General features: G+C 66.3%; 12 protein-coding genes and 1 tRNA gene. 6 read left to right on the top strand and 7 right to left on the bottom strand.

Features of this window, described 5'->3' with window-relative positions; translation table 11 throughout:
* Positions 1 to 202: 202 nt before the first annotated feature.
* From N2604_RS34235 to N2604_RS34220, 4 genes are all read right to left on the bottom strand, one after another.
* Positions 203 to 278 (bottom strand) — tRNA-Ile (locus tag N2604_RS34235).
* A 337-nt stretch (positions 279 to 615) separates the two neighbouring features.
* Positions 616 to 1,590, bottom strand: a complete 975-nt coding sequence (locus N2604_RS34230; protein WP_260372370.1) for a tripartite tricarboxylate transporter substrate binding protein — start codon at positions 1,588 to 1,590, stop codon at positions 616 to 618.
* Positions 1,591 to 1,701: 111 nt separating this feature from the next.
* Entirely contained in the window at positions 1,702 to 2,916 is a 1,215-nt protein-coding gene (locus tag N2604_RS34225; RefSeq protein ID WP_260372369.1) for an ABC transporter substrate-binding protein, read from the bottom strand.
* Between the two features lie 103 nt (positions 2,917 to 3,019).
* Positions 3,020 to 3,913, bottom strand: a complete 894-nt coding sequence (locus N2604_RS34220) for a helix-turn-helix transcriptional regulator (protein ID WP_260372368.1) — start codon at positions 3,911 to 3,913, stop codon at positions 3,020 to 3,022.
* 141 nt (positions 3,914 to 4,054) lie between these two features.
* On the opposite strand from N2604_RS34220, the gene N2604_RS34215 reads away from it, so the two are divergent.
* The 4 genes from N2604_RS34215 to N2604_RS34200 are packed head-to-tail and all read left to right on the top strand — an operon-like array spanning position 4,055 to position 8,147.
* Positions 4,055 to 4,180, top strand: a complete 126-nt coding sequence (locus tag N2604_RS34215) for a hypothetical protein (RefSeq protein WP_260372367.1) — start codon at positions 4,055 to 4,057, stop codon at positions 4,178 to 4,180.
* A 17-nt stretch (positions 4,181 to 4,197) separates the two neighbouring features.
* Positions 4,198 to 5,025 (top strand): substrate-binding domain-containing protein, encoded by an 828-nt coding sequence (locus N2604_RS34210; protein WP_260372366.1) that lies wholly within the window; start codon positions 4,198 to 4,200, stop codon positions 5,023 to 5,025.
* Positions 5,026 to 5,078: 53 nt separating this feature from the next.
* A complete protein-coding gene (locus N2604_RS34205; RefSeq protein ID WP_260372365.1) occupies positions 5,079 to 6,185 on the top strand; it encodes a molybdopterin-binding protein in 1,107 nt (368 codons plus the stop codon).
* 12 nt (positions 6,186 to 6,197) lie between these two features.
* Positions 6,198 to 8,147, top strand: a complete 1,950-nt coding sequence (locus tag N2604_RS34200; protein WP_260372364.1) for a molybdopterin biosynthesis protein — start codon at positions 6,198 to 6,200, stop codon at positions 8,145 to 8,147.
* 13 nt (positions 8,148 to 8,160) lie between these two features.
* Here the strand turns inward: N2604_RS34200 and N2604_RS34195 are convergent, their stop codons facing one another.
* The 3 genes from N2604_RS34195 to fdhD all read right to left on the bottom strand — a co-directional run bounded on the left by N2604_RS34195 (position 8,161) and on the right by fdhD (position 10,005).
* Positions 8,161 to 8,397: a hypothetical protein gene (locus tag N2604_RS34195; RefSeq protein WP_260372363.1), complete on the bottom strand. Its 237-nt coding sequence runs from the start codon at positions 8,395 to 8,397 to the stop codon at positions 8,161 to 8,163.
* 80 nt (positions 8,398 to 8,477) lie between these two features.
* Positions 8,478 to 9,050 (bottom strand): molybdenum cofactor guanylyltransferase MobA, encoded by a 573-nt coding sequence (gene mobA / locus N2604_RS34190; protein WP_260376368.1) that lies wholly within the window; start codon positions 9,048 to 9,050, stop codon positions 8,478 to 8,480.
* A gap of 64 nt (positions 9,051 to 9,114) precedes the next feature.
* Entirely contained in the window at positions 9,115 to 10,005 is an 891-nt protein-coding gene (fdhD, locus tag N2604_RS34185) for a formate dehydrogenase accessory sulfurtransferase FdhD (protein ID WP_260372362.1), read from the bottom strand.
* Positions 10,006 to 10,210: 205 nt separating this feature from the next.
* On the opposite strand from fdhD, the gene mobB reads away from it, so the two are divergent.
* Positions 10,211 to 10,738 carry a molybdopterin-guanine dinucleotide biosynthesis protein B gene (gene mobB, locus N2604_RS34180; RefSeq protein ID WP_260372361.1) on the top strand — a complete coding sequence of 176 codons (528 nt, stop codon included), beginning with the start codon at positions 10,211 to 10,213 and terminating at the stop codon, positions 10,736 to 10,738.
* A 9-nt stretch (positions 10,739 to 10,747) separates the two neighbouring features.
* Positions 10,748 to 12,004 (top strand): gephyrin-like molybdotransferase Glp, encoded by a 1,257-nt coding sequence (glp, locus tag N2604_RS34175; RefSeq protein ID WP_260372360.1) that lies wholly within the window; start codon positions 10,748 to 10,750, stop codon positions 12,002 to 12,004.
* The last annotated feature ends 42 nt before the right edge of the window (positions 12,005 to 12,046 follow it).

Raw genomic sequence — 12,046 nt, 5'->3', positions numbered from 1 at the left:
GATCGGCAAACCGCAATCGCGCTTAAGATACTTAGACCCCCCTCGGTTTTTCAAAGCGCGAAAATCGTCGAAAAAACTGAGGCTGGATTTGCCAATTGTGTCAGGCGGATGTGAAACCGAGTCGTTCTCAAAACGAAATCGAGTCGTTCTTAAAGCGGAAATCGAGTCGTTCTCAAAGTGTCCGCACAAATGATCGATTTATTGGTGGGCCCGGCAGGACTCGAACCTGCAACCAGACCGTTATGAGCGGCCGGCTCTAACCATTGAGCTACAGGCCCCGCCGCGAGGCGGCCGCAGATAGCGCGGCCGGCAACGGTGCGCGGTTCGTTTACAGGGCTCGGGGCGGGGGTGCAATCCTGGCTCTGGCGGACGGGAACGCCGGCACAGCATCTCGGATCATTTTCGAATAACCGAAACTGGCGATGATGCCTATATATAACCCTGTTTTGCCCGACGGAGCAAACCGCTTTTTCGCAGGTTTTTTCGAGGTGTGCGCTAACCCATTGAAATAACTGGCCTCGTCTACTGTGCATGGGGTTGTTTTCGCAACTTTGTGCTGAGAGGGCTTTGGGCCCCCTCACGTGGTGCGGCCGAGCTCGGTGGCGGGGCCGCGGCCTAGTCCACCGAGACCCCGGCGAACTCGACCACCTTGCGCCACTTCTCGGTTTCGTCGGCGACCAGCTTGCCGAAGTCGGCGGGCGTCATCGGCTTGGGCAGGCCGCCGACTTCGGTGAGGCGCGCCACCAGCTTCGGATCCTTCAATGCTTCGCCGACGGCCTTGTTGAGGATCTCGATCACCTCGCTCGGCGTGCCCTTCGGCGCGGAGATGCCGTAGAAGCCGACCGATTCGAAGCCCAGCACGGTCTCGGCGATCGCGGGCACGTCGGGCACGCTCGGCCAGCGCTGCGGCGAGGTCACTCCGAGCGCGCGGACGTTGCCGCCCTTCACCTGTTCCATCGCCGAGGGCAGGTTGTCGAAGATCAGCTGCACCTTGTTGGAGATGACGTCGGGGAAGGCGATGGCCGAGCCGCGATAGGGCACGTGCACCATGTCGCACTTCGTCATCACCTTGAACAGCTCGGCCGACATGTGCACCGAGGTGCCGTTGCCGGAGGAGGCGTAGGAGACCTTGCCGGGATTGGCCTTGCAATAGTCGATGAACTCCTGAACCGATTTCGGCGGAAACGCGTTGGAGACGACCAGCATGTTGGTGAGCTGCATGATGCTGGCCACCGGCACGGTGTCGCGCAGGAAGTCGAACGGCAGCTTCTTGTAGAGCGAGGTCGAGATCGCGTTGTTGGGCGCGACGAACAGCAGCGTGTAGCCGTCCGGCGGAGAATTGATCGCGGCGGCGGCGGCGATGTTGCCGCCCGAGCCGGTGCGGTTCTCGACGATGAATTGCTGGCCGAGCCGGTCCGACAGCCACTGCGCCATGATCCGCGCCACGATGTCGACCGGGCCGCCGGCGGAAAAGCCGATCAGCCAGTGCACGGGGCGGTCGGGATAGCCGGCAGCGGCGGGAGGGGTGGCGCTGAAAAAACCCAAGAGCACTGCGAGCCCGAAAACACCGCGCCGCAAAATTCGCAACATGACATCTCCCGTTGTTCCATTGTCTGCGCGCGACGAAATAGCGAATGGTGAGTTGCGAATAGCGAATGGAAGCATCCCCATTCGCTACTCCCTATTCGCCACTCGCCACCGTCACTTCTTCACCAGCGGACACGCCGGGTCCGGCGGGCCGAACGCCTTGTCGCCGGAGATCGTCGTGAGGATCTTGTAATAGTCCCACGGATATTTGCTCTCCTCCGGCGTCTTCACCTGCACCAGCCAGAGGTCGTGCACCATCAGATTGTCCTCGCGCAGTTTGCCGTTGCGGGCGAAGAAATCCTCGATCGGCTTCTCGCGCATCTTGGCGGCGACTTTCAGCGGATCGTCGGTGCCGGTCTCCTTGATGGCGTTGAGATAGTGCATCACGCTGGAATAGACGCCGGCCTGCCACATCGAGGGCATCCTGTTCATCTTGGCGAAATAGCGCTTCGACCATTCGCGGGTCTTGTCGTCCATGTCCCAGTAGAACGAGGTGGTCAGCAGCAGGCCTTGCGCCGCCTGCAGGCCGAGGCCGTGGATGTCGGTGATCAGCGCCAGCAGCGCCGCCATCTGCTGGCCGCCCTTGAACACGCCGAACTCGGCGCCGGTCTTGATCTCGTTCATGTTGTTGGGGGGACCGGCGGCAATGCCGATGATCTTGGCCTTGGAGGCCTGCGCCTGCAGCACGAAGGAGGAGAGATCGGGCGTTGCCAGCGGCGGCCGCACCGAGCCCAGCACCTTGCCGCCATTGGCGGTGACGACGGCTGAGGCGTCGCGCTCCAGCGAATGGCCGAAGGCGTAGTCGTCGGTGATGAAGAACCAGCTGTCGCCGCCGCGCTTGACCACGGCATCGGCGGTGCCGACGGCGAGCGCGCGGGTGTCGAACACCCATTGGATGGCGTAAGGCGAGCAGAACTTGCCGTGGAAATCCGCGGTGCCGGTGGAGTGGGTGATGAACAGCCGCTTCTTCTCGTTGGCGATGTTTTGCACCGCGAGCCCGACCGCGGAGACCGGAACGTCCACGATCAGATCGACCTGATCGACGTCGAACCAGCGCCGCGCGATGGCGCCGCCGACATCGGCCTTGAGCTGGTGGTCGCCGATCACGACGCTGATCGGCTTGCCGAGCACCTTGCCGCCGAAATCGTCGATCGCCATCTGCGCCGCGGTCACCGAGCCCTGGCCGGTCGGCGCCGAGGCCGGACCGTTCATGTCGGTGAGCACGCCGATCTTGACGACGTCGTCGGAAACCTGCGCCATGGCCGCGCCCGGCAGCAGCGCTGCCGCGAGTGCGGCCGCGACCGGCAGTCCAAATCTCGTTGGATACACGTTTCTCCTCCCCTGATTCGGCGCGTTGGCCGGTGTTGCTTGTCCCGGGTATGGCCCGGCTGAATTGGTTTCTTTTGCAACTATTAGGGGGTAGGCGTCAATGTCAGGCTGCGAAGCGGATCAGTCCTGCGGGCGAGGGATCGTAGCCGGTCAGCTCCTCCGCGCGCTGGCGCAGCCGCCGCTCGTTCATGAAGCGGAGCAGGGCCTGCATGGCGGGACAGAAATAGCTGCGCTGCCGCATCGCAAGGTCGAAATTCTCCCACACCAGCGGCACGAAATCGAGGCCGGCCGAGCGCGCCGCGGCGCGCGTCGCGATGCCGCAATCGGCCTGGCCGGCGCGAACCAGCTCGGCGAGATCCGGGCCGGTCAGCGCCGGCGTCTCGATGCGGCGCAAGTCCCGCATCGAGGCGCCCGCGCGCTTCAGCAGCACGTCGAGCAGCATCTGCGCGCCCGTGCCCTGCTGCCGCGTCGCCATCCGGGCGCCAGTTGCGAGCACGTCGGTCAGGCTGTGCAGGTGCCTGGGATTGCCGTGTGGCAGCACCAGACCTTCTTCGCGGCGCACGAACGCGACCAGCACCGCATCATGCAGGTCCGGCGTGGTCCGCAGCGCTTCGATACTGGCGTCGCCGGCGAGATTGTCGGAGGCGTCCAGGGCGTGGAAGTGCACCGCCGCGGCCATCACCTCGTTGCGCTGCAAGCGCTCGAGCCCGCGCGCGCTGCCCTCGCTCATCGATCCGAGTCCGGAGCCGGACTCGCGCAGGCTCCAATCGAGCAGTTCGTCCTGGCTGCCGCCGACGACCGGCGGCGGCTCGGCGATCAACATGCCGGCCGGTCGCGCGAGGCCCGACAGGACCCAGAGGTCGAGCTCGTGCCGTGGGAAGAGCCATTTTCCCGTCACCTTGCTGCAGGGGATCGCACCGGTGGTGACGAGTTCGTAAAGCTTGCGTTCGCCGAGCCGCAGGTAGTCGGCGGCTTCGCTGGTGGTCAGGAATTCCATCCTGCATTCCTATGCAAATTCTTGCTTTCTTTTTGACGTCCGACGCAGGTGGAATTCTGCATTTCAGATTTTTGTCGCGGGAACCATGCCCGATCATCTCGCTGCTTTGCAACACATCCAGCACGCGCGATTTCCGCTTTGGTGAACGATCCCAAAGCGATCGTTCATGCGATACGCCTCGATGAAATTGCCGAAATTTCCCGACTGGCAGCGCAAAAACGCGTCACGAGTGCGGCGCAATCGATCATCATCATGATCGCGTCATAACCGAGGGAACCCGGATCATGGGCCGCCTGTCCGTTGCACTTGCGCTCCTCTGCGGCCTTGCCGCAGGCATTGCGGCGTCATCCGCGGAGGACCGCAGCATCGTCCTCGCTTCGACGACGGCGACGCAGGAGTCCGGGCTGCTCGACTATCTGCTGCCGATCTTCCGCGACAAGACCGGCATCGACGTCACCGTGATCGCGCGGCGCGCCGACGAGGTGCTCGATGGGGCGAGGCGGGGCGAGGTGGATGTCGTGCTGATGCACGCGCGGCCACAGGAGGAGAAGTTCGTTGCCGACGGCTTCGGCGTGAAGCGCTACGACGTGATGTACAGCGACTATGTGCTGATCGGGCCGAAGAGCGATCCCGCGGGCGTGAAGGGCAAGGACATCGCGACGGCGCTGAAGGCGATCGAAGCCAAGGGCGCGCCGTTCGTGACGCGCGGCGATCGGTCGGGCACTCACGCCGCCGAGCTCGCGCTTTGGATCGTCGCCGGCATCGACATCGCCGGCGCCAAGGGCGCCTGGTATCGCGAGGCCGGGCCGGGGATGGCCGCGGCGCTCGAGGCCGCGCGCGCCGCCAACGCCTATGTGCTGTCGGAACGCGGCAGCTGGATTGCCTTCAGGGATCGCGGCGATCTCGACATCGTCGTCGAAGGCGACCGGCGGCTGCTCAACCAATATGGCGTGATGCTGGTGAACCCTGCGAAGTTCCCGAACGTGAAGAAGGACAACGCGCAGAGTTTCGTGGATTGGCTGACGTCGCCGGAGGGGCAGACGGCGATCGCCGGCTACAAGGTCGACGGGCAGCAGCTGTTTTTTCCCAATTCGGACAGGTCGGGTGGCTGAGGCCGGCATCGCCGGCGGTTGCCAAACCGGACGATGCATGGTCCTCATGGCGCATGACCCAGCGCCTGCCGTCCTCGCTCACGCCGCTCGACACCGCGCTTGCCGCGCTGCTGCAGGGCGTTGATCCCGTCGCGCCGGTGGAGGTGCCGCTGGCGGACGTAATCGCCTGCATCGCGGCGGGCGCCCCGCTGCTTGCCGCCTATCCTTCGCGGAACATTGCGGCCGTAGACGGTTGGGCGCTATCCGCCAACGATCTCGTCGGGGCGTCCGCTTACTCGCCTGTGCCGCTGGCAATGGCCCCTGCATGGGTCGAGGCGGGTGAGGCGATGCCGGCGGGATGCGATTGCGTGCTCGATGCTGACGCCGTGGAGATGTCTGGGCCGCTTGCCCAAGTGCTCGCAGAGGGCGCGCCGGGGCAGGGTGTCAGGCGCGCGGGCAGCGACATTGCCGCGCGCATGGCCGTGGGGGCCGCGGGCCATCCCATCGCTGCGAAGGATCTGCTGCTCGCGCGCGTGGCGGGCGTGGAGAAACTCGCCGTGAGGCGGCCGCGGCTGCGCATCGTCAATGTGCCGAGTGGAACGGTCACGGCGCAGATGATTGCCGGGATCGCGCACGCAGCGGGACTGGATGTGGAAACGCGTCAAGCGCGTGCGCGCGATGCAGCGTCGCTTGCCGATGCGCTCGAGGCGTCCTCCTGCGATGTTCTGCTGACCATCGGCGGTAGCGGCGTCGGCCGCCAGGACGCCGCCATCGCGGCCCTCGCCCGGCGCGGCGAGGTGATGGCGCACGGCCTTGCGCTGCAGCCGGGACGCACCGCCGCGGTCGGACGGCTGGGACGGGTTCCGGTCATCGCCTTGCCCGGCTCGCCCGATCACGCGTTTGCAGCTTGGCTTGCACTCGTGCTGCCGCTCGTCGACCATTTGTCGGCGCGTCGGCCGCGTCGAAAAGTGTCGCTGCCGCTTGCGCGAAAAATCGCCTCCAGCGTCGGCATCACGGAGATCGCTTTGCTGGCTGAGGAACATCGTGCCTGGATGCCGCTTGCCGTGGGCGAATGGCCGCTTCAGGCCATCGCCCGTGCGGACGCTTGGCTGCTCATTTCCGCCAGCGACGAGGGATTTGCGGCAGGTACGCCGATCGATGCGTATCTGATGCGGGCGTGATAGGGTTCTGGCATGACGATGATCCCGAAATCACCGGACCGCAGCGCGCTCGAGCAGGAGCAGTTCCTCAAGATCCTGTCGCGCGAGGAGGCCTTGGCGCGCTTCGAGGCGGCCTTGTTCCCGCGCGCGCGCCGCACCGAAACGCGCAAGCTCGCAGCCGCGCTGGGCGCTGCCCTCGCCGAAGATATCACGGCCCCGATCGACGTCCCGCCGTTCGACCGCTCCAATGTCGACGGCTTTGCCGTGCGCTCCGCCGACCTTGCGGCGGCCGGCGAGGGCGCGCCCGTGCGCCTCGCGCTGAATGGCGAGACTGTTCATTGCGGGACCGCGCCGACACTGCAGGTGGCGGCCGGAACCGCAACGGCGATCGCCACCGGCGGTCCGTTGCCGCGCGGCGCCGATGCCGTGGTCATGGTCGAGCACACCCAGCCGGCCGGCCAAGATGCGATCGACGTCCGTCGCGCTGTCTCGCCGGGGCAATTCGTCTCCTATGCCGGATCCGACATCGCGTGCGGCGAGGCGCTGCTGCGCGCCGGCACCATCATCGGCTCGCGCGAGATCGGCATGCTGGCGGCTTGCGGCATCGCTGAGGTGAGTGTTGTCCGCAGACCGCGGGTTGCCGTGATCTCCACCGGCGACGAGCTGGTTCAGCCCGGCGAGGTGCTCGGGCCCGCCGAGATCTACGATACCAACGGCGCCATCGTCGCGGCCGCGATCGACGAAAACGGTGGCGAGGCCGTCTTCCTCGGCGCCATTCCGGACGACGAAGCCAGGCTCGAAGCCGCCATGCGCAACGCGCTTGCGGATGCCGACATGCTGGTGCTGTCGGGCGGCACCTCGAAAGGCGCGGGCGACCTGTCTCATCGCATCATCGGCCGGCTCGGCGCGCCCGGCATCATCGCGCATGGCGTCGCGCTCAAGCCCGGCAAGCCGTTGTGCCTTGCGGTGTGCGACGGCAAGCCTGTCGTGATCCTGCCGGGCTTTCCGACCTCGGCGATGTTCACCTTCCACGACATGATCGTGCCGGTATTGCGCAGGATGGCCGGACTGCCGCCGCGCTCCGATGCCAAGGTGAACGCGACCGCGCCGGTGCGCATCGCCTCGGAGCTCGGCCGCACCGAATTCGTCATGGTCTCGCTGGTCCAGGGCAGGGAGGGCCTCATCGCCTATCCTTCCGGCAAGGGGTCTGGTGCGATCACGTCCTTTGCGCAGGCGGACGGCTTTCTGCGTATCGCTGCACTTGCCGACCAGATGCCGGCCGGGACCGAAACGGAGGTGACGCTGTTCACGCCGCATGTGCGCGTGCCGGATCTCGTCATCGTCGGCAGCCATTGCACCGGCCTTGATCTCGTCACCGCACAGCTCGCGCATGCTGGTCTCACCGTGCGCTCGATCGCAGTCGGCAGTCTCGGCGGGCTTGCAGCAGCCAAGCGTGGCGAATGCGATCTCGCACCGATCCATTTGTTCGACGACAAGAGCGAGACCTACAACACGCCTTACCTTGTCGAGGGACTCGAGCTCGTCGCCGGCTGGCGGCGGATGCAGGGCATTGTCTGCCGCAAGGGCGACAAACGTTTCGAGGGCATGAGCGCAAAGGACGCTGTTGCCGCAGCGCTCGCCGACCCCGCCTGCATCATGGTCAACCGCAACCAGGGCGCCGGCACCCGCATCCTGATCGACCGGCTGCTCGGCGGCGCGCGTCCGGAAGGCTATTGGAACCAGCCGCGCTCGCACAATGCGGTGGCGGCGGCCGTGGCGCAGCACCGCGCCGACTGGGGCATGACCATTGCGCCGGTCGCCCACGCCGTCGGCCTCGGTTTCATTCCGCTGGCCGAAGAGCATTATGACTTCGCGCTGGTGACCGCACGCAAAGACCGGCCGGCCGTGCGGGCCTTTCTCGACGCGCTCGGCTCGCACGCGGCGCGCGCCGCACTCGAGCGCGCGGGTTTCCGGCCTGCGTAGATATCAACTAGATCTACGGTTGCGACGCCTGGTCGGTGGCGCTGGCGGCTCGATCGGGTTGCCCGCGCTTGCGCTCCCGTTCCTCGGCCTCGGCCAGCGCACGTTGCGCGGGGGCCGGCAACGGCTTCGGATCGGGCGGGACCTCGACGAGGTCAGGCTTGCTCAGCTGCTTCGTGCGATCGATCACATCCGAAACATCGAGCGCGAGATCGACGACATCGAAAACGACATCCAAGAGAGAGTCGGCCATGGTTCATCCGGGGCAACGTACCGATCATTGGTCGTTCGCTTGCTCGGTCGGGTTCACGGCCAACAGCTCAACGCAGCGGCTTAGGACGCGTCATCCAGCGCAGCCAGCCGCTCGGCCTCGGCAATATCCTCGACCGTGTTGGCATTGAAGAACGGATCGAGCGGCTCGTTCGGCCAGGTCACCGTCGCGAGCGGATAGCGCGCGGTCCAGCGGTCGATCTTGCGGAGGTCTTCGACCACGAGCGCGTGGCGCAGCTCCTCGCGCAAGGCGACACGCCACAGGCCGATCACCGGATGCGACTGCGCGCCTGACGCGGCGACCGCAAGCTGCGCGTTCTCACGCGCGCGCACCTCATGCAGGCGCGCGACGAGATCGCGCGGCAGGAAAGGGCAGTCGCCGGCGGCGCTGAGCACCCATTCGATCTCCGGACTGTTCGCCGCGGCCCAGTCGAGCGCCGCGAGGATGCCGGCGAGGGGGCCGGGGTAGCCCGGCACGTCGTCGGCGACGACCTGCAGGCCGAACGCGGCAAAGCGGGCGGGATCGCCGTTGGCGTTGAGGATCAGCCCGCTGCACTGGGGCGAAAGGCGCGCGATCACGCGTTCCAGAATGGTGCGGCCGCCGATGCTGCGCATCGGCTTGTCGCCGCCGCCCATGCGCCGCGCGAGCCCGCCGGCGAGCAGCACGCCGAGAGTCGGCGGAACATGCGCCGCGGACACGTCAGTCTTCACCGCCTTCACCCTTGCGCTTGTGCTTGGCCGATTCCTCTTCGACATAAGCGAGGTTCTGGTCGTAGACGATGCGTTCTTCGCCTGCGAGCGCGATGAAGCGCTTGCCGCGTGTGCGTCCGACCAGCGTCAGGCCGACCTGCCTTGCGAGATCGACTCCCCAGGCGGTGAAGCCGGAGCGCGACACCAGGATCGGAATGCCCATGCGCACGGTCTTGATCACCATCTCCGAGGTGAGGCGTCCGGTGGTGTAGAGGATCTTGTCGGACGCGTCGACGCCGTGGCGGTACATCCAGCCGGCGATTTTGTCGACGGCGTTGTGGCGGCCGACGTCCTCGGTGTAGCAGAGGGGGGTGCCCTCCTTGCACAGCACGCAGCCATGGATCGCGCCGGCCTCCAGATAAAGCGAGGGCATGGTGTTGATGGTCTGCGTCATCTGGTAGAGCCAGGAGGTGCGCAGCTCGGCCTTGGGCAGCGCGACGCTCTCGACCGCCTCCAAGAGGTCGCCGAAGGCGGTGCCCTGTGCGCAGCCCGAGGTCTGCGTGCGCTTCTTCAGCTTGGCCTCGAAATTGGTGTGATGTGAGGTGCGCACGACGACCACCTGGAGGTCGTCGTCGTATTCGACCTCGGTGACCACGTCGTTATATTTCAGCATGTTCTGGTTCAGCAGATAGCCGAGCGCCAGATATTCCGGATAGTCGCCGATCGTCATCATGGTGACGATCTCCTGCGCATTCAAATAGAGCGTCAGTGGCCGCTCCATCGGCACCTTGATCTCGACCCTGGCGCCGGTCTGGTCGGTGCCGGTCACGCTCTGGGTCAGGCGCGGGTCGTCCGGATTGGGGACGATCAGGGGCACCGGGGCTTTGTCGATCTTCATCATGGCGCCGAGGTTAGCATGACATTCGGGTCAAGCCGATATAAGCATGGCCGGGAATGGGCAAAATGGCTCCGCTCGTCATTGCGAGCGGAGCGAAGCAATCCAGAATCTTTCCGCGGCAGTCTGGATTGCTTCGCTCCGCTCGCAATGACGGGGAGGGGATGGTGGTTCCATCGGCGAGCGCTGGTTGCTGGAAAAGAGACCTCGAATGAAAGTCATCGGCCTTGCAGGATGGAGCGGTGCGGGCAAGACCACGCTGTTGACGCGGCTGATCCCGCATTTCAGCGCGCAAGGCCTGCGCGTCTCCGTGATCAAGCATGCGCATCACCAGTTCGACGTCGACGTGCCCGGCAAGGATTCCTGGCGCCATCGCGAGGCCGGCGCGGCGGAGGTGCTGGTCGCCTCGTCGAAGCGCTGGGCGCTGATGCGTGAGTTGCGCGGGGCGGCGGAGCCGCGGCTGCCGGAGCTGCTCGAGAAGCTCTCCGCGGTCGATCTCGTCGTGGTCGAGGGCTTCAAGCGCGAGCCGCATCGCAAGATCGAAGTGCATCGCGCCGCCAACGGCAAACCGCTGCTGTTTCCGGACGATCCCGGGATAGCGGGGATTGCGAGCGACGTCGCGGTTGAAACCCGGCTGCCGACCGTCCATCTCGATGATATCCCCGCCGTCGCCGCGTTGCTGCTTCGGGCGGCGATGCCGATCGAGGAAGCGGTGGCAAGAAGCACCGCGATACGCTGACGAGGCACCATGGCGCAACTGTCGGACGATTGCTTTGCCTTCGGCGGCCCGATGATGTCGGTCGACGAAGCCGTCGGCCTCATCACGACGCGTGTCAACGCGATCGTCGATCTCGAGACGGTGGCGCTGGTCGATGCCGACGGGCGCGTGCTGGCGCGCGATGTGGCCGCACCCTTGCCGCTGCCGCCGTTCACCAACTCCGCGGTCGACGGTTACGCCGTGCGCAACGCCGACCTTCCGGCAAGGGCGGAACAGGCGTTCCCGCTCGACGGCCGCATCCAGGCCGGCGGACTTGCGCAAGCGCCGATCAAGCCCGGCCACACCGCGCGCATCTTCACTGGCGCGCCGATGCCGCCGGATGCGGGGACCGTCTTCATGCAGGAGGACGTCCGCATCGATGCTTCAGGCAGGATCGTGTTGCCGCCGGGGCTGAAGCGTGGGGCCAATGTCCGGCCTGCAGGCGAGGACATTGCGCAAGGTCAGGTCGCGCTCCGCGCCGGCCAGCGCCTGCGGCCGCAGCATGTCGCCCTTGCCGCCGCGTTCGGGCTGACAAGGCTCGACGTCGTCAGGCGCATCCGTGTCGCCGTGTTCTCGACCGGCGACGAGCTCGCCTCGCCCGGCGAGCCGCGCGCCGCCTCGCAGCTGTTCGATTCCAACCGCTTCATGCTGATGGCGATGCTGCGGCGGCTCGGCTGCGAGGTCAGCGATCTCGGCATTCTGCGCGACGAGCGCAGTTCGCTTGCGAGCGGCCTGAAGCAGGTTGCGGGCGACCATGACCTGATCCTCACCACCGGCGGCGTCTCGACCGGGGAGGAGGATCACGTCAAGGCGGCGGTGGAGAGCATCGGCTCGCTGGTGCTGTGGCGGATGGCGATCAAGCCCGGTCGTCCCGTGGCGATGGGCATCATCGACGGCACACCGCTGATCGGATTGCCCGGCAATCCCGTCGCGAGCTTCGTGACATTCGTCCACGTGGTGCGACCGACGGTGTTGGCGCTGTCGGGCGCCTTGCCGGAGCCGCTCTTGCCCATCCCGCTGCGCGCGGCGTTCACCTACAAGAAGAAGGCCGGGCGGCGTGAATATGTGCGCGCCTCGCTGCGGCGCGCGCAGGACGGCGGGCTCGAGGCGATCAAGTTCCCGCGCGAAGGGGCCGGGCTGTTGTCCTCGCTGGTCGAGACCGACGGCCTCGTCGAGCTCGACGAGGACATCACGAATGTCGAGCCGGGGCAGGACGTGGGCTTCCTGCCCTACGCCGGCCTGATCTGATCCTCCCGCGTTGACGCAGCCGTTCCACCCCGCCATGGTGCG

Origin of the sequence: Bradyrhizobium sp. CB1015 (assembly GCF_025200925.1) — a bacterium.
Classification (GTDB): domain Bacteria; phylum Pseudomonadota; class Alphaproteobacteria; order Rhizobiales; family Xanthobacteraceae; genus Bradyrhizobium.
This window is presented reverse-complemented; position numbering and strand designations above follow the sequence as displayed.

What these genes read in the sequence shown, in the direction of transcription:
- N2604_RS34230 (WP_260372370.1), bottom strand. Translation starts at nt 1,590, where the DNA reads ATGTTGCGAATTTTGCGGCGCGGTGTTTTCGGGCTCGCAGTGCTCTTG.
- N2604_RS34220 (WP_260372368.1), bottom strand. Translation starts at nt 3,913, where the DNA reads ATGGAATTCCTGACCACCAGCGAAGCCGCCGACTACCTGCGGCTCGGC.
- N2604_RS34210 (WP_260372366.1), top strand. Translation starts at nt 4,198, where the DNA reads ATGGGCCGCCTGTCCGTTGCACTTGCGCTCCTCTGCGGCCTTGCCGCA.
- N2604_RS34205 (WP_260372365.1), top strand. Translation starts at nt 5,079, where the DNA reads ATGACCCAGCGCCTGCCGTCCTCGCTCACGCCGCTCGACACCGCGCTT.
- N2604_RS34200 (WP_260372364.1), top strand. Translation starts at nt 6,198, where the DNA reads ATGACGATGATCCCGAAATCACCGGACCGCAGCGCGCTCGAGCAGGAG.
- N2604_RS34195 (WP_260372363.1), bottom strand. Translation starts at nt 8,397, where the DNA reads ATGGCCGACTCTCTCTTGGATGTCGTTTTCGATGTCGTCGATCTCGCG.
- mobA (WP_260376368.1), bottom strand. Translation starts at nt 9,050, where the DNA reads ATGGGCGGCGGCGACAAGCCGATGCGCAGCATCGGCGGCCGCACCATT.
- fdhD (WP_260372362.1), bottom strand. Translation starts at nt 10,005, where the DNA reads ATGATGAAGATCGACAAAGCCCCGGTGCCCCTGATCGTCCCCAATCCG.
- mobB (WP_260372361.1), top strand. Translation starts at nt 10,211, where the DNA reads ATGAAAGTCATCGGCCTTGCAGGATGGAGCGGTGCGGGCAAGACCACG.
- glp (WP_260372360.1), top strand. Translation starts at nt 10,748, where the DNA reads ATGGCGCAACTGTCGGACGATTGCTTTGCCTTCGGCGGCCCGATGATG.